Source organism: Anaerotaenia torta, from assembly GCF_050433395.1.
Taxonomy (GTDB): Bacteria; Bacillota; Clostridia; order Lachnospirales; family Lachnospiraceae; genus Mobilitalea; species Mobilitalea torta.
This window is the reverse complement of record NZ_JBNPXH010000012.1, coordinates 194,642-212,688: the sequence shown is the minus strand read 5'-3', so window position 1 is coordinate 212,688 and position 18,047 is coordinate 194,642. Positions and strand designations below refer to the sequence as shown.

The window sequence follows — 18,047 nt, the reverse complement described above, 5'->3', positions numbered from 1 at the left end:
ATTGCTCGTTGAAAAAGCCTCCCGTTCGGGAGAAAAGCAGACTCACAATTTTTTAAAGTGCAAAAAATTGCTCGTTGAAAAAGCCTCCCGTTCGGGAGAAAAGCAGACTCACAATTTTTTAAAGTGCAAAAAATTGCTCGTTGAAAAAGCCTCCCGTTCGGGAGGCTTTTTCAAATTGTATATATTTGCATGTATAAAACAAAAAAACTCAAAAAATTTGAGTTGACAGTTGAAAAGAAATGTGCTAGTATGAAAGATGCACTATTGTGGTGATGTATGCCTAATTACTTATATTATAGCACATATAATCACAATTGAAAAGTAGTTTTTTATTCAGTTTTAGGATTATGATGGAAAAAGCACCATCCTGGTCGAAACACATATAAAATTCAAGGGGTGAAAACGTCAATGGACAAAAACAGAATGCATCCAATTAAGGTTGGTAATAACGTGAGAATGAGTTACTCCAAGCAGAAGGAAGTCCTGGAAATGCCGAATCTCATTGAAGTACAGAAGGATTCCTACCAATGGTTTCTGGACGAGGGACTCAAGGAAGTATTCGATGACATTTCTCCGATTGCAGACTATGGCGGACATCTGAGTCTGGAATTCGTGGACTTTGCATTGTGTGAGGATGACATCAAATATACGATTGAGGAATGTAAGGAAAGAGATGCAACCTATGCAGCGCCTTTGAAGGTTAAGGTAAGACTCCACAACAAGGAAAATAACGAGATCAATGAACACGATATTTTCATGGGAGACCTGCCTCTGATGACGGAGACCGGTACCTTTGTAATCAACGGTGCAGAGAGAGTTATTGTCAGCCAGTTAGTACGCTCCCCCGGTATATATTATGCAGTAGATCACGATAAAATCGGTAAGAAGTTATTTTCTTCCACGGTAATACCCAACAGAGGGGCATGGTTGGAATATGAGACAGATTCCAACGATGTTTTTTATGTACGTGTTGACCGTAATAGAAAGGTTCCTATCACCACCTTCGTAAGAGCTCTGGGATACGGAACCAATGAAGAGATTAAGCAGTTATTTGGCGAAGAGCCGAAGATCCTTGCCAGCTTAGCAAAGGATCCCTCGACGGCAAAGGATCCTACCGGCAGCTATCAGGACGGTCTTCTTGAGCTGTATAAAAAGCTTCGTCCGGGCGAGCCTCTGGCGGTGGAGAATGCAGAATCCTTATTAAATAGTATGTTCTTTGATGCCAGAAGATATGATCTGGCCAAAGTCGGCAGATATAAATTTAATAAAAAGCTTCATTTCCGCAACCGTATCACAGGTTTTGTGCTTACGGAGGATGTGGTTGACAAGTCTACGGGTGAGATTCTTGCGGCAGCGGGAACACAGGTGACGGATCAGCTGGCGAGAAAGATCCAGAACGCAGCCGTACCCTATGTTATGGTACAAGCGGAAGAGCGTAATGTTAAGATTATCTCCAATATGATGGTTGATATCACCAATTATGTGGATGCCGGCAGAAAGGAACTGGGGGTTACGGAGGACGTATACTATCCGGTTCTGAAGGGGATTCTGGAGAGCTGCAGCAGTCTTGAGGAAATTAAGGAAGCGGTCAGGAAGAATATGAGTGACCTGATTCCGAAGCATATTACGAAGGAAGACATTATTGCTTCCATTAATTATAATATTCATCTGGAATATGGCATCGGCCATGCGGACGATATTGACCATCTGGGCAACAGAAGAATCAGAGCTGTAGGCGAGCTGCTGCAGAACCAGTACCGTATCGGTCTGTCCAGAATGGAGCGCGTTGTTCGTGAGAGAATGACGACCCAGGATCTGGAGGGCATCAGTCCCCAGTCCCTGATCAATATTAAGCCGGTTACCGCAGCGGTGAAGGAGTTCTTCGGAAGCTCCCAGCTGTCCCAGTTCATGGATCAGCATAATCCTCTGGGTGAGCTGACCCATAAGAGACGTCTCTCTGCTCTGGGTCCCGGCGGTCTGTCCCGTGACCGTGCAGGCTTTGAGGTGCGTGACGTTCACTATTCCCATTACGGAAGAATGTGTCCCATCGAGACCCCTGAAGGTCCCAACATCGGTTTGATCAACTCTCTTGCAACCTATGCAAGAATTAATGAATATGGCTTTGTAGAGGCTCCCTACCGTAAGGTGGACAAATCAGATCCTATGAATCCCAGGGTAACGGATGAGGTGGTATACCTTACCGCGGATGAAGAGGATAAGTATGTGGTAGCCCAGGCCAATGAAGCCCTGGATGATAAGGGGTATTTTGTCCGCAGCAGTATCTCCGGGCGATACATGGAGGAGACCTCCGAGTATGAGAAGCATAAGATTGATTTAATGGACGTATCCCCGAAGATGGTATTCTCCGTGGCTACTGCTTTGATTCCTTTCCTGGAGAATGACGATGCCAACCGTGCCCTGATGGGTGCCAACATGCAGCGTCAGGCAGTTCCGCTGCTTCTGACCGAGGCGCCTGCCGTAGGTACCGGCATTGAGGCCAAGGCGGCAATCGACTCCGGCGTATGCGTGGTATCCAAAAAATCAGGTGTGGTTGACCGTGTTACCGCAAAGGAAGTTGTCATTAAGAATGATGATAATACAAAGAGCTCTTATCGGCTGGTAAAGTTTGCTAGAAGTAATCAGGGAACCTGTATCAATCAGAGACCCATTGTTTCCCGCGGCGACAGAATTGAGGCCGGACAGGTAATTGCAGACGGCCCTTCCACCTCCAAGGGAGAGCTGGCTCTCGGCAAGAATCCGCTGATCGGCTTTATGACCTGGGAAGGTTATAATTATGAGGATGCGGTTCTTCTCAGCGAGCGTCTGGTACAGGAGGATGTTTATACCTCGGTGCATATCGAGGAATATGAGGCGGAGTCCAGAGATACCAAGCTGGGGCCGGAAGAGATCACCAGGGATGTTCCGGGTGTCGGCGATGATGCCCTGAAGGATCTGGATGAAAGAGGCATTATCCGCATTGGTGCGGAGGTACGTGCAGGAGATATTCTGGTAGGCAAGGTAACGCCGAAGGGTGAGACAGAGCTGACTGCGGAAGAGAGACTGCTCAGAGCCATTTTCGGTGAGAAGGCGAGAGAGGTAAGAGATACCTCCCTTCGTGTTCCTCATGGTGAATATGGTATTATTGTGGACGCCAAGGTATTTACAAGGGAGAACGGCGACGAATTATCACCCGGTGTAAACCAGACGGTCCGCGTATATATTGCCCAGAAGAGAAAGATTCAGGTAGGGGATAAGATGGCAGGCCGTCACGGTAACAAGGGTGTTGTTTCCCGCGTATTGCCGGTGGAGGATATGCCCTTCCTTCCTAACGGAAGACCCCTGGATATCGTACTCAATCCTCTGGGTGTTCCTTCCCGTATGAATATCGGACAGGTACTTGAGATTCACTTGTCCCTGGCGGCCAAGGTACTGGGAATTGATATTTCCACCCCGGTATTCGACGGTGCCAACGAGTTTGATATTATGGATACCCTGGAGATTGCCAATGATTTTGCCAATACCTCCTGGGAAGATTTCGAAGCAAAATATAAGGATATACTGGATCCGGAACTGATGGAATATCTGAAGGAGCACCCGAAGAACCATGAGGACTGGAGAGGCGTACCCATTAACCGTGACGGTAAGGTAAGGCTTCGTGACGGCCGTACCGGTGAGTACTTTGACGGTTCTGTAACCGTTGGCTTCATGCATTACCTGAAGCTCCACCATCTGGTAGACGATAAGATCCATGCCCGTTCCACCGGACCTTATTCCTTAGTAACACAGCAGCCTCTGGGCGGTAAGGCGCAGTTCGGCGGACAGAGATTTGGTGAGATGGAGGTTTGGGCCCTGGAGGCATACGGCGCAGCCTATATTCTTCAGGAAATCCTTACGGTGAAGTCGGATGACGTGACAGGCCGTGTTAAGACCTATGAGGCGATCATTAAGGGTGAGAATATCTCAGAACCCGGTATTCCGGAATCCTTTAAGGTATTGCTTAAGGAGCTTCAATCCCTGGCTCTTGATGTTACGGTTCTGGACGAGAACGGCGACGAGGTGAAGATGACAGAAAGCATTGATTACGGTGCTTCTGATTTGACTCCGTTAATTGAAGGCGATAACAATTTCAGATATGACGAAGGCTATGAGGATGCCGGCTTCACTCAGACCGATGCGGAGGATATTGATGCTGAGATCTTCGATATATACGAAGATGAATCAGAGGATATTCTGGACGATGGAATGTATGAGGATGAAGAGGACGAGGATATAGTGGATGATGATATCTGATCTGGCTACGGTGCCGCTGCAGTCAGGAATAAATGAAGGGAGAGCCGAAGGATGTCTGAAACGATAAGCAATATGCAAGAGATAACCTATGATGCGATAAAGATTGGTTTAGCTTCACCGGAGAAAATCAGAGAATGGTCGAAGGGTGAGGTTAGAAAGCCGGAGACAATCAATTACAGAACCTTGAAGCCGGAAAAGGATGGATTGTTCTGTGAGAGAATCTTTGGACCCAGCAAGGACTGGGAATGTCATTGCGGTAAATACAAGAAGATCCGATATAAGGGTGTAGTTTGCGACCGTTGCGGTGTTGAAGTAACGAAGGCAAGCGTACGCCGTGAGAGGATGGGTCATATCGAGCTGGCAGCGCCGGTTTCCCATATCTGGTATTTTAAAGGAATACCCAGCCGTATGGGGCTGATTCTGGATCTTTCCCCCAGAACCCTGGAAAAAGTTCTGTATTTTGCTTCCTATATTGTACTGGACCGGGGTACTACGGATTTACAGTATAAGCAGGTTCTGAACGAGAAGGAACGCCAGGAAGCCATTGAGAAATACGGATACAGCAGCTTCCGTCTTGGAATGGGAGCGGAGGCCATTCAGGAGCTTCTTCAGGCCATTGATCTGGAGAAGGAATCCAAGGATTTAAAGAAGGGCTTAAAGGATTCCACCGGCCAGAAGCGCGCAAGGATCATTAAGCGCCTGGAGGTTGTGGAGGCCTTTCGTGAATCCGGCAATAAGCCGGAATGGATGATTCTGTCCGTTATTCCGGTTATTCCTCCGGATCTGCGGCCCATGGTTCAGCTGGACGGCGGACGTTTTGCCACCTCCGACATGAATGATTTGTACAGAAGAATTATTAACCGTAATAATCGTCTTAAGAGACTGCTGGAGCTGGGTGCGCCTGATATCATCGTGCGCAACGAGAAGAGAATGCTTCAGGAAGCGGTGGACGCGCTCATCGATAACGGCAGAAGAGGAAGGCCGGTAACCGGACCCGGTAACCGTGCGCTTAAGTCTCTGTCCGATATGTTAAAGGGTAAGCAGGGACGTTTCCGTCAGAACCTTCTGGGTAAGCGTGTTGACTACTCCGGACGTTCCGTTATCGTGGTAGGACCGGAATTAAAATTATATCAGTGCGGTTTGCCTAAGGAAATGGCTATCGAGCTGTTTAAGCCCTTCGTTATGAAGGAGCTGGTAGCAAGGGGAACCGCCCATAATATCAAATCTGCCAAGAAGATGGTAGAGCGGCTTCAGACCGAGGTATGGGATGTTCTGGAGGAGGTAATTAAGGAGCATCCGGTTATGCTGAACCGTGCCCCCACCCTTCACAGACTTGGTATCCAGGCTTTTGAACCCGTATTGGTAGAAGGTAAGGCAATTAAGCTTCATCCTCTGGTATGTACCGCTTATAATGCGGACTTCGACGGAGACCAGATGGCGGTTCATCTTCCGTTATCCGTGGAAGCTCAGGCAGAGTGCCGCTTCCTGCTTCTGTCTCCCAACAACCTGTTGAAGCCCTCGGATGGTGCGCCGGTAACGGTTCCTTCCCAGGATATGGTACTTGGTATCTATTATCTGACCATTGAGAGGGAGATAGAAGGAAATATCAGGCATTCCTATAAGAATCTCAGCGAAGCGATTCTCGCCTATGAGAATGGTGCGATTTCTCTTCATGAGATGATCCGGGTGAGAAGATTCGGAGAGAACAGGGATGGTGTGATAGAGAGCAGAACCATTGAGTCGACCCTGGGACGTTTCCTCTTCAATGAGATCATCCCTCAGGATCTGGGCTTTGTGGACCGCAGCGAGGATGACAATTTCCTGAAGCTGGAGATCAACTTCCTGGTTGGTAAGAAGCAGTTAAAGCCGATTTTGGAGAAATGCATTAATATCCACGGAGCAACCAAGACTGCTGAGATTCTGGATGCGGTTAAGTCTCTGGGTTATAAATATTCCACCCGTGCCGCAATGACGGTATCCATCTCCGATATGGAGGTTCCGGATGAGAAGAAGCAGATTATTGCGGACGCGGAAGCCACCATTGAGAGTATTGCCAAGGAATACAGACGAGGCAGGATGACCGAGGACGAGAGGTATAATACCGTAATCGAGACCTGGAAGAATGCGGATAAGGTTCTGACCGATACTCTGTTAAACAGATTGGATAAATTCAACAATATCAAGATGATGTCCGACTCCGGTGCCCGTGGTTCTGACAAGCAGATCAAGCAGCTTGCCGGTATGCGTGGTCTGATGGCGGATACATCGGGACGTACCATTGAGCTGCCCATCAAATCCAACCTCCGTGAAGGTCTGGACGTATTGGAATACTTCATCTCCGCTCACGGTGCCCGTAAGGGTCTGTCCGATACGGCTCTTCGTACGGCGGACTCCGGTTATCTGACCCGTCGTTTGGTGGATGTATCGCAGGATCTGATTATCCGTGAGGTGGACTGCAGCGAGGGCCAGGAGATTCCCGGGATGTGGATTAAGACCTTTGCTGACGGTAAGGAAGTGATTGAAAGCCTGGAGGAGAGAATTACGGGAAGATATTCCTGTGAGACGATCTACGATGCCGATGGTGAGATGATTGTTAAGGCAAACCATATGATTACACCCAGACGTGCGGCGAGAATTATTGCAACCGGCGTAGATAAGGTGAAGATCCGTACCGTTCTTACCTGTAAATCCCATATCGGTGTCTGTGCAAAATGCTACGGCGCCAACATGGCAACCGGCGAGGCGGTGCAGGTGGGCGAAGCGGTAGGTATTATTGCAGCCCAGTCCATCGGTGAGCCCGGTACACAGCTTACGATGCGTACCTTCCATACCGGCGGTGTGGCAGGTGATGATATCACACAGGGTCTTCCCCGTGTAGAAGAGCTTTTCGAAGCCAGAAAGCCGAAGGGGCTTGCGATTATCGCGGAATTCGGCGGAGTAGTTACCATAAAGGATACTAAGAAGAAGCGCGAGGTTATTGTAACTAATAATGAGACCATGGAATCCAAAGCGTATCTGATTCCTTACGGCTCCAGGATCAAGGTTCAGGACGGAGATGTGCTTGAGGCCGGCGATGAGCTGACCGAGGGCAGCGTTAATCCTCATGATATTTTAAAGATCAAGGGAATCCGTGCCGTTCAGGATTATATGATTCAGGAGGTACAGAGAGTATACCGTCTGCAGGGTGTAGAAATTAACGATAAGCATATTGAGGTGATTGTACGTCAGATGCTGAAGAAGATTCGCATTGAAAGCAACGGTGATACGAACTTCCTGCCGGGTACCTTGGTAGATATTCTGGAATTTGAAGATGTGAACAAAAAGATGCAGGAGGAGGGTCTGGAGCTGGCGGACGGCAAGCAGGTAATGCTTGGTATCACAAAGGCTTCCCTTGCCACTAATTCCTTCCTGTCGGCAGCTTCCTTCCAGGAGACAACCAAGGTTCTGACGGAAGCAGCCATTAAGGGTAAGATTGACCCGTTGATCGGCTTGAAGGAGAATGTTATCATCGGTAAGCTGATTCCGGCCGGAACCGGTATGAAGAGATACCGTTCCGTGAAGCTGGATACCGATACACCGGCTGCTTATATGATCCCCGAGGAGCTGGACGGCGAAGGCAATTATGTGGATGAGTACGGCGATTTTGAATATTCTGAGGATGGTTATCAGGAAGACGGATATGAAGAGGATGACTATTCTGAGGATGAAGCCGAATATTCCGAGGATGATGAAGCGGCCGAAGCCGATGATTGGGGCGAGAATGAACTGAGCCCGGAGGATAACGACAGCGAGCTATAGATAGAATACCGACAGACATTATACAGCGCCGAAGCGAAGCGGAGTGCGCATCCTGGCACGCAGTGCCATACCATGGACGCTTGCGGACATGGTATAATAAAGAAAACCAGCCGGGCATTGGATAAAGTACGAATATCCTCTGTTCCGGCTGATTTTGCTGTGTTACGAACGTTCAATTACGTTACCGTTCCGCTTGTGGATTCGTTCGTACATGGGTTCGCCCTGTGAAAAAAATATTGCATTTCCATACAAAGCATTGTATGATGAAGTATGTATTTTAATGAATTAACGGGTTGCAATAAAATATTTCGGCAAGAGGAAAAGCTGTGCGAAAGTGTGTTAATACATAGATGCGGCTGTATTTTGTCTTAGTGAGAAAGGATGAGGTTTCGGGTATGGACTATAGGAAGAGATATGAGGAATGGCTATCTAACCCGTATTTTGACGAGGCGACCAGAGCGGAGCTGGCTGCAATAGAGGGTGATGATAACGAGATCAAAGAGCGTTTTTTTAAAGATCTGGAATTTGGAACCGGAGGCTTGAGAGGAATCCTGGGTGCCGGTGTCAACAGAATGAATTTATATACGGTAAGACGGGCCACTCAGGGGCTGGCCAACACCATTAAGAAGCATGGAGAGGAGAAGAAAGGAGTTGCCATTGCCTTTGACTCCAGGAGAATGTCACCGGAGTTTGCGCTGGACAGCGCTCTGTGCCTTGCGGCCAATGGGATTCCCGCCTATCTGTTTGAAACGCTCCGTCCGACTCCCGAGCTCTCTTTTGCTCTCCGGACGTTGGGCTGCGTAGCCGGTATTGTAATTACGGCAAGCCATAATCCGCCGGAGTATAACGGCTATAAAGTATATTGGGAGGATGGTGCGCAGATTACCTTCCCCAAGGATGAGGAAATCATCGGCGAGGTGAATGCGATTACGGACTTTGCTTCCTCGAAGACCATGACGAAGGAAGAGGCTCTGAAGCAGGGGCTGCTGACTGTTATCGGCAGTGAGATAGATGATAAATATATTGACGAGCTGAAGAAGCTGGTGGTGAATCCGGTCAGCGAAGAAGGCAGACAGATGAAAATTGTATATACGCCCCTTCATGGAACCGGTAATCTTCCGGTGAGACGCATCTTGAAGGAGCTTGGCTTTGAACATGTCTATGTGGTGCCGGAACAGGAACTGCCGGATTCCGGCTTCTCCACCGTAAGCTATCCGAATCCCGAGGATCCCAAGGTCTTTGTCCTGGCACAGAAGCTGGCGAAGGAAGTGGGAGCGGATATTATTCTTGCCACCGATCCGGATGCGGACCGCCTGGGCATTATGGTAAAGGATGAAAAGGGCGAATTCGTGCTGTTTAACGGAAATATGACCGGTGCCCTGATTGCGGAATATGAATTCTCCCAGAAGGCGGAGAAGGGCATTCTGCCTAAGAATGCGGCTTTGATTAAGACCATTGTGACAGGCAATATCTCAGATATGATAGCGGAGTATTATAATGCAAGGCTGATTGAGGTGCTGACCGGTTTCAAATACATCGGAGAGCAGATCAAGCTGTTCGAGGAGACCGGCTCCAATGAATATATCTTTGGCTATGAGGAGAGCTACGGCTGTCTTGTAGGAACCCATTCCAGAGATAAGGATGCGGTGGTTGCCGTAATGTGCCTGTGTGAAGCGGCGGCATATTACCGTTCCCAGGGAATTAGCCTGTATGAGCAGATGAACCGCATTTATAAGAAGTATGGCTATTTTAAGGAGGACCTGGTCTCTGTAACATTGAAGGGAATTACCGGAATGGAGAAGATGAAGGAGATTATGAGTGCTTACCGTAAGAATCCTCCCAAGACAGCAGGCGGTTACAAGGTACTTAAGCTTCGGGATTATCTGATGGATACCATTACGGATATGGAGACGGGAGAAGTATCCCCCACCGGACTTCCCAAATCCGATGTATTGTATTTTGAATTGAATGATAATGCATGGTGTGCGGTGAGACCCTCCGGTACGGAACCGAAGATTAAGTTCTATTTTGGGGTGAAGGGTGATACCATGGAGGATGCCGATGCCAGACTGAAGAAATTAGTGAATGATAAAGTGTTTCAAGTAGAATAGAGATAAAACTGAAAAAGAGAGGCTCCAAATCGGTCATAGGATTTGGAGCCTCTCTCCAGATCGGTTATGCGATCCGGGGCCTTTCTTAAAATGGCTCTGTGGCGGCAGCTCAGATTGAGGCGGTATGGAGGACACCGTAATTTATGTCAGCTTCTGTCCGCAGTTAGGGCAGAAGTTGGCGGCTCCGGTCTTGGTCCCGCAATTCGGGCAGAAATTAGGCTTTGCACCGGAGGGAGCGGCCTGACCCTGGTTTTGATTCATGTTCTGCATCATCTGGTTGGCCGCGTTCATTCCCATCATCATGCCTGCTATGTCGGAAGCAATCCCGCCTCCGTGCATCTTGCCCGAGGCCATTCCGTCGGTCAGCTCCACCTGCTGGTAACGTCCGAGATCGCCCACCATACTGTGGGAGGCGTTCTTTGTAATCATGGCCTGTATCTCTTCGGGATAGGTGAAGCTCATGATATGGAAGGCAGTAACACTCAGGCCGGAATCGAAGAGCTGCATATCCAGATCTGTGCGGATGCCGTTTGCGATATCAAAGGAGTTGGCCTGGAGATTGAACATATCCTTGCCTTCCCTGGTGATCCATTTCATCAGGAGCTGATCCAGAATCGATACGATACGCAGACGGACATCCTCCACCGCGTAGATATCCCTGACACCGGCAATCTTGTCGATTAGTTTGACATAATCCGCCACTTTGAAGGTAACGGTACCGAAGGATCGGATGGGCATACCGCCGGGGAGCTGGGGTACGGGGATGTTGATGGCATTCTGGGTGCCCCATTTTACCTGGAATTCCTTGGTGTTCACAAAGAGCACCTCGGCCCGCATACCGCTGTTAAAGCCAAAACGGAAGCCCTTCAGAGTGGACAGGAAGGGAACAATCTGTGATTCAATATCATAATCACCTTCGTCCTTGAAGATACCCTCCAGCTTGCCGTTAAACAGGAAGATGGCATCCTGACCGGGACGGATGATAAGACGGCTTCCTTTTTTGATTTCATCGTTATGCCATTTGTAGAAGATCATATCCTCGCGGAATTCCTTCCACTCAATCACGTTTGAAAGTTGCTTTGAAAAAATACCCATATTATTTCCTCCTGCATTATTTATTCTGAGTAAATCGTCCGGCATTATGAAAAAAGGCCGGAATATATTTTATAATCGGTAATGAAGGCTAGAATTTACGGCTTCCGGAGCTGTGAGAACGCCCGCCGCTGCTGGTGCCCCCGCGAAAACCGCTGGAGTTGAACCCACCGGATCCGGAATTCGTATTTTCCTTTGGTCTTCTCACACGGGTGACCTGGGTCCGGAGGTAATCATCCCTCCGGCCGATTAATCCCGAATGATTTTGTTCCATATAATTGGAACTGCCTGCGGTCATCCGGCCTCCGGAATGATAAGCCATGACGGAGACGGTTATTGCGCCGATGATGACGGCCGCAAGAAGCTGAAACCATACATTTGTAATAAGACTTACGGCCTTGGAAGAGGATGAACCATATTCCGAAGTGTAATTATGATCGTAATTAAGCAGGGAATCGTCATTCATATAACCGGCGGAACGCTGAATATAGACCTGGAAAGCCTCATAATAATTACCGTCGGACAGATCGGGGGAAATCTCATCAAGAATGGCATCGATGCGTTTGGAGTGAATGTAGGTTTCCGCCCGGCCGAAGCCTTCTATGGAGACATCCCGGTTATATAAATCAACTAAGAGGTAGACCCGGTCCCCTGCAGGCTGCAGATCCTCCCAATCCTCAATATAGGTCTCCGCATAGGGGGCGTTTTTGTCGTTGTGGGTGAGGATTATGATATCGATATCGGCCTCGGCTCCATAATCAATACACATTTGCTCCAGATTTTTCTGCTGGGCTGTGGATAACACGCCTGCATTATCATGGACATGTGGATAAACAGAGGAATCCTCTTCGGAGGCATATGCGCGAACCGCGGTGGCAGAGACGGCTGCGGCCATCAGAAGCAACAGTGCAAGCAGCGGCAGGGATTTGAATAGCATGAACTGTTTCATGACAATGCACCTCCAATCAGAGTAAGCAGCTGAAAGAGCAGGAAGCTGCCGGCTGTCACACCGGCAAACCAGCCGAAGATCTTTCCCTTGCTTAAGGGCGGTTTGCCTACTATTTTGCCTGTTTGGCCATTCATGGCAAAGATGTGTTCTGTCTGCCTGTAATCATAGCATACCATCCAGATGGGAAGGAGGGCATAGTCTGCTTTCTTCTTGCGGATATGAATATCCTTGCGCCGGTATGAGACGGAGGAGTAGCCGCTGATGGTGGAGGAGAGATAGTTATCCACGTAGGAGCCGACTCTCTGCTTAATCCGGGGCAGCATATCCTCACCGGTGAAATCATATTTTTCGGCGATGTATCCTGCCAGATAGGGCATATGGAAGGGCTTCAGATTATCATATTGATAAGGCTCCAGCTTATCCATCATACTGTCCTCCATTTTACGGGAGGCATCGCAGGGAATGCGGGAATAATTAAGATCCACCTTACGGTATACACTATAGTATTTTGTCTCGGTGTAGATCCAGTCGGCGTCGGAATAGGTGCGTACTCTGGTGCAGATGGCCTCTGCCTCCCCCCGGCCGTTCATGTCATAGAGCCAGAAAGGTATGTACAGGCCTGTGATGTTCTTGATCCGGTCGGCGGTCATAAAATCCCTGGGGGTCAGACGTCCCTTTTTGCACCATTTCTTGAAGGCTTCCTGGGCTTGCTCCTTGCTTATGGTGAAGGGGATTACCTTTGAAGGAGCCAGATTTCCGGTCAGGCGGTCGCTCAGTACCACACCTGCTCCGCAGAAGCTGCAGGTCGTGGCAGCGGTGTTGGCTTCGGTGATCAGAACAGCGCCGCAGTTCTTGCAATGATATTCGTGAGCTTCATGCTCCTGAAAGGTGGAATGCCTGCTGGGCTCATCATCGGTGCCGGCATCGGCATAATCATGGTCAAAGGCGGAATTGGCGGCCTTAATATCATCCTCGTTCATCTCATAGCGAAAATCGCCTTCTTCGCCTGAACCCGCCGTCCCCTTCCGGTTATCGATATTGTCTGTTCGTCCGCAGCTGGCACAGCGCAGAGAGCCGGTCAGGGTATCAAAGGCCATGTCGGATCCGCAGTTGGGACATTTATAATGTATGACAGTAGACATGCGTTCCCTCCCTATTTGGCAAAATGCCCGCAAAGCAAGCCATCGGTTGTTTGCGGACATTTCATATATGTGTTCTGTCCCCCTGCCGGCTTTTGCCGGTGCCTTGGGGGTGATAAATGTGTCACTGCATTGGGATTATTGGTTCAGGCTGGCCTTTAATGCGGCAAGCTCATCGTCAATGTTGGAGGAAGAAGCATATTTATCCTTCAGATCCTCCAGGGTGCGGTCAGCCAAAGAGTTGTTCAGCTCTGCCATAGCATTGGCTTTATCCAGGGCTTTATCCGCCATATCTTCATATTTCTTAAAGCTGGCAATGGAGTCATTGGCGCTGGCAACGGAAGCACCCATCTTATTGATGCGCTCCTGGGTCTTGGCAACGGCAAGCTTTCCTTTGATGATATCTCTGCGGGATTCCAGTTCATTGATGTCGCCTACCAGCTTGTCGTGCATCTCACGCATATGTGCCGCGTTGGAATGTGCCAGATTATATGCTTCCTGAAGGCTGCCCTGCTTGCTGGTAAGGCTGGCCTTCTGCTCCAGAAACTTTCTGGCATCTGCCTCATTGTCTGCTTCCAGTGCCTTGATGGCGTAGGACTGCATCTTGTTGATTTCGTCATTGCATTCATCCAGAACTCTTTTTGCTCTCTGCTCCTCTGCCATGATGGATGCGGTTTCGGCTTTTACCTTGCCGAGATCAGAATTGAGGTTTCTGAGGCACTGATCGATCATCTTCTCAGGATCCTCTGCCTTATCAAGCAATGCGTTGATGTTGCTGGACATAATGTCCTTGAAACGTGTTAAAATTCCCATAATATGATCCTCCATATGATATTGGTCACCAGAGCTTATCCGATAGGTTTTGCTGTGGAATAAGTTCTGATTGTATGATTGTATGGTTACCTGGCTGCCTGATGGGATACCCAACTTTTGTGAATGCTTTATATGAATTAGTTTATTCCAAAAACAGTGAAGCGTCAAGTTAGAATATCGTTAGAATGATAAGAGAAAGCTTAGGATGCTGTCATTGAGTAGGTACGTGTGAGAAAGGCGGCCTTACTTTTCTTTGCCTTACCTTCGCACGTTCAGGACGCTCCGCTTCACAAGATGTGCTCAGACGGTCTGCAGAAAAGTAAGGCCGCCTTTCTCACACTCACTTTAACGAAAGAGCTGTAGCCAGCCTTCCTGAATGAGGAACGAGACGGGGATGGAATTTGGTTGTAATTCGAGAAATCCTGGTTTATAATAAAAAACAACTGTGACAATAGAGTGATTCAAGAAAAAGATATTCGATTAGAAGAGAAACAGAAAGCGAGATTATTATGTGGATTGCCGGTGAGTGGAAGGATTATGAAGTGATTGATACATCGCAGGGGGAGAAGCTGGAACGCTGGGGGAGGTTTCACCTGGTGCGCCCCGACCCGCAGGTGATCTGGGACACCCCCAGAGCACACCAGGGATGGAAGAAGCCCAATGCCCATTACCATAGAAGCTCTAAGGGGGGCGGGGAATGGGAGTTTTTTGATTTGCCCAAGCAGTGGGATATTGCTTATAAAGAGCTGACCTTTCATTTGCAGCCCTTCAGCTTTAAGCATACGGGGCTGTTTCCGGAACAGGCCGTGAACTGGGACTGGTTTTCGGAGAAGATACGGAATGCCGGAGGCAGCGGCCGGAGTGAAATCAGGGTGCTGAATCTCTTTGCTTATACAGGGGGAGCCACCTTGGCGGCAGCCAGGGCGGGGGCGGCGGTCACCCATGTGGATGCTTCCAAGGGCATGGTTACCTGGGCCAAGGAGAATGCCGCGGCTTCCGGACTGGGCGAGGCACCGATCCGCTACATCGTGGATGATTGTGTCAAATTCGTAGAGCGGGAGATTCGCCGGGGAAGCAAATACGATGCCATTATTATGGATCCTCCTTCCTATGGAAGAGGCCCCAAGGGGGAGATATGGAAGATCGAGGACAGCATCTATCCCTTCCTTCAGCTCTGCACTAAGCTGTTATCCGAGGCGCCTTTATTCTTTTTGCTTAATTCCTATACGACGGGACTGCAGGCAGGAGTCCTGCATTATATGATATCGGAGGAGATCGGCAGGAAATTCGGGGGAAGAGTTACGGCGGATGAGATCGGACTGCCGGTGACCCGAAGCGGGCTGGTACTGCCCTGCGGCGCTTCCGGGAGATGGGAAAGATAGCCGAAACTGAAAAATAAATGGAACACTATGGGAAGCTCATTTCTCATAGTGTTTTTTATGTGAAAAAATCCAATATTAATACGGTAAGTTCTTAAATGAAAATAAATACAGATTGGTATGTAACATTATATGCTTTTATTTCGTCTATTTATTTGTAAACCTATTGATAAAGGGTAATTTCATGATAAGAAGTGTGTCAGGAGATGCTTACGGGAAAGGAGAAGGGATGGATCATACATCAGAGAAGCACAAGGAATTTATGGAAGAAATCTGTACTGCCACCTGGAAGGAGCTTTACCGCTTCGTTTATTATAAAGTGCAAAACAGGGAGGAGGCCCAGGACATCACCCAGGAGACCTATGCCAGGGCGATTTCCTATCTGGAGAAGCACCGGGATGCGGTACTGAATTACGGGAATTATCTGAAAACAATTGCTATGAATATCATAAGGGATCAATGGAGGAAGAATCAGAAAGGGAGAAGAGCAGATGAAAGGGAGCTGGATACCCTGGAGATGGCAGGAGGGGATTTTACCGATGAAGTCAATGAAAGAGCGGTGGTGGCGGAGGCGATGAAGCAGCTGACGGCAAAGCAGCAGGAGGTCATTACTCTCCGGATTATAAAAGGCTATTCTGCGGCGGATACGGCAAAGATCATGGGCTGCAGGGAGGGAACGGTCAGGGTGATGCAGTATCGCGCCCTGCAGGCCTTGTCAGAGCTTCTGATGGAGAAGGAACAATAAGGAGGTATGGGAATGAAGAATAGAGAAAAAGCGATTTCCAATTATATTGACCAGCTTAATAAGGAAAGAAAACCGTCCCAGCATGGGGCTCAAGGCAATGATATGGAAATGGAGCGCTTGATGAATACAGTAAGAAGGGTGAAAAGTCTTCGTCAGGAGGAAGCTTTGTCCGAAGGGAATCAGGAGCAGATGAGATCTGACCTTATAAGGAAGAAGCATTATTTACGGAGAAAGCCCGTAAGAGGCGCAGGTCTTCTTCTGGCAGCGGCGGCAGTCATTGTGCTTTTGATGGCAGTGAGAATATTTCTGCCCAGCGGAGGGGAGAACATGGTATATGCCATGGAAAAGGCCTTCCGGGAGGTGAAAGCTTATCATGGAGTTCTTGTGGTGGAAGAGAGCAACGAACAGGGTGAGAAGCTGACCCAGGCAAAGCGGGAGGTATGGGTGGATGACCGCGGAAATTATTATGTCAAAGAGCTGGAAGGCACCGCCGAAGGTGTTATAACCGTGAATAACGGAGAGAAAAAATGGCAGCTTCGTCCCCTGGAAAATGAGATCTGTCTGTTGCCGGCCTTCCCTGATCCTTACCGTTTCACTTTTGAATTAGGGCAGGAGATAGAGGAAGTGAAGCTGGCACAGGCTGTCAAGGAGGCGGGAGAGGAAGTAATCGCCGGGCGGATGGCCGCTATTCTGGAAATCACCCCGGACGGAGGAGATACCTACCGCCTGTGGGTAGATCAGGAGACCAAGCTTCCCCTGCAGCGGGAGACGGCTATGCGGAATGCAATACAGTATCGGGTTGCCTATACCTCCATTGAATTCGCGGATGAGATTCCGCACGCACTGCTCCGGTATCAGCTGCCGGAGGGATATGCGGAAGAGAATACGGAGGAAGAGCAGGTTATAAATACCATTGAGGAAGCGGAAAATGTGGTGGATTTCCTGCCAAAGGTCACAAACCGGCTGCCGGAGGGATATACCTTGGCGAAGCTTGCCGTTCAGAAAAGACAGAACACTCTGAGCTTCTATTATACCGCCGGAGACGGCGATAAAACCGTTGTAATCCGGCAGTCCAAAGCTCAGGAGGAATTCCGGGCGGATTCCATGGCCGCGTTGGGCCGGATCAGCGATAATACGGCAGAGCTTATGATAAAGCCCGGTGCTAATTCTGTTCGCTGGCAGGAGGGGGAGCTGGAATTTGACGTACTGGGAAATGTCAGCTTCGAGGAGCTTCTGCCATTTTTGGAAGAGCTGGCAGAAGGTGAGATGGTACTTCCTGCTTCAGTATTTCCTTCTTCCGGCACAATAACCTCTCCCGGGGCTAATCCGGAGGATGGAAAGGAGAAGGGGATGGAACCGGAAGTAAGGGTTGAAGTGGATCTTTCCGCAGAGGAAAATGAACAGAAGAGTGTGGATGCCGGTCATTCTCCCTGGAAGCTGGATCCGGCAATGGTTGCCCAGGTCTTTGCAAGTCTTCTGCTCTCACCGGAGGGGATTGAAGGGGATTATCCCATCGCCTATGAGAATATTGAAATAACGGAGAATGACGGAAGGAAAGCGGTTGCTAAAATCAACGATAAACACTCCATTGCCTCTTATGTCTACCTGGAGCGTCTGGTCCGCAAGGATGAAACAGGAATATGGACCGTGACGGGTTATGACAGGGCTGTACCGGAATAGACCTGTCTGCGGGAGCGGCTTCGGATCATAGAGCGGGTTTCTGGCAGAGCA

At 48.9% G+C, this 18,047-nt stretch carries 11 protein-coding genes; 7 read left to right on the top strand and 4 right to left on the bottom strand.

The features are described 5' to 3' along the window. The 4 genes from HNQ56_RS19060 to HNQ56_RS19045 all read left to right on the top strand — a co-directional run. A partial coding sequence (locus tag HNQ56_RS19060) for a hypothetical protein (RefSeq protein ID WP_429149436.1) occupies nt 1–226 on the top strand: 226 nt, incomplete at its 5' end. Nucleotides 227–408: 182 nt separating this feature from the next. Next, nucleotides 409–4,290 (top strand): DNA-directed RNA polymerase subunit beta, encoded by a 3,882-nt coding sequence (gene rpoB / locus HNQ56_RS19055; RefSeq protein ID WP_429149434.1) that lies wholly within the window; start codon nt 409–411, stop codon nt 4,288–4,290. A gap of 51 nt (nt 4,291–4,341) precedes the next feature. Next, nucleotides 4,342–8,088 (top strand): DNA-directed RNA polymerase subunit beta', encoded by a 3,747-nt coding sequence (gene rpoC, locus HNQ56_RS19050; protein WP_429149432.1) that lies wholly within the window; start codon nt 4,342–4,344, stop codon nt 8,086–8,088. Nucleotides 8,089–8,483: 395 nt separating this feature from the next. Beyond that, the gene (locus tag HNQ56_RS19045) at nt 8,484–10,199 is read left to right on the top strand and encodes a phospho-sugar mutase (protein WP_429149430.1); all 1,716 of its coding nucleotides are present in this window, start codon (nt 8,484–8,486) and stop codon (nt 10,197–10,199) included. Between the two features lie 141 nt (nt 10,200–10,340). Here HNQ56_RS19045 and HNQ56_RS19040 read toward each other — a convergent pair whose 3' ends face one another. The 4 genes from HNQ56_RS19040 to HNQ56_RS19025 form a co-directional block, all read right to left on the bottom strand. Then, entirely contained in the window at nt 10,341–11,294 is a 954-nt protein-coding gene (locus tag HNQ56_RS19040) for an SPFH domain-containing protein (RefSeq protein WP_429149428.1), read from the bottom strand. An 88-nt stretch (nt 11,295–11,382) separates the two neighbouring features. After that, nucleotides 11,383–12,240 carry a TPM domain-containing protein gene (locus HNQ56_RS19035; RefSeq protein ID WP_429149427.1) on the bottom strand — a complete coding sequence of 286 codons (858 nt, stop codon included), beginning with the start codon at nt 12,238–12,240 and terminating at the stop codon, nt 11,383–11,385. Further along, nucleotides 12,237–13,382 carry a TFIIB-type zinc ribbon-containing protein gene (locus HNQ56_RS19030; protein WP_429149425.1) on the bottom strand — a complete coding sequence of 382 codons (1,146 nt, stop codon included), beginning with the start codon at nt 13,380–13,382 and terminating at the stop codon, nt 12,237–12,239. Before HNQ56_RS19030 ends, HNQ56_RS19035 begins: the two co-directional genes overlap by 4 nt. A 135-nt stretch (nt 13,383–13,517) precedes the next feature. Continuing rightward, nucleotides 13,518–14,192, bottom strand: coding sequence for a PspA/IM30 family protein (locus HNQ56_RS19025; RefSeq protein ID WP_429149423.1), 675 nt, complete (start codon nt 14,190–14,192; stop codon nt 13,518–13,520). 509 nt (nt 14,193–14,701) lie between these two features. On the opposite strand from HNQ56_RS19025, the gene HNQ56_RS19020 reads away from it, so the two are divergent. The 3 genes from HNQ56_RS19020 to HNQ56_RS19010 all read left to right on the top strand — a co-directional run bounded on the left by HNQ56_RS19020 (nt 14,702) and on the right by HNQ56_RS19010 (nt 17,996). After that, complete coding sequence (locus tag HNQ56_RS19020; protein ID WP_429149421.1) at nt 14,702–15,574, top strand: class I SAM-dependent methyltransferase; 873 nt, start codon at nt 14,702–14,704, stop codon at nt 15,572–15,574. Nucleotides 15,575–15,800: 226 nt separating this feature from the next. Beyond that, entirely contained in the window at nt 15,801–16,316 is a 516-nt protein-coding gene (locus tag HNQ56_RS19015; protein WP_429149419.1) for an RNA polymerase sigma factor, read from the top strand. A 12-nt stretch (nt 16,317–16,328) separates the two neighbouring features. Continuing rightward, nucleotides 16,329–17,996, top strand: a complete 1,668-nt coding sequence (locus HNQ56_RS19010) for a sigma-E factor regulatory protein RseB domain-containing protein (RefSeq protein WP_429149417.1) — start codon at nt 16,329–16,331, stop codon at nt 17,994–17,996. Nucleotides 17,997–18,047 lie beyond the last annotated feature (51 nt).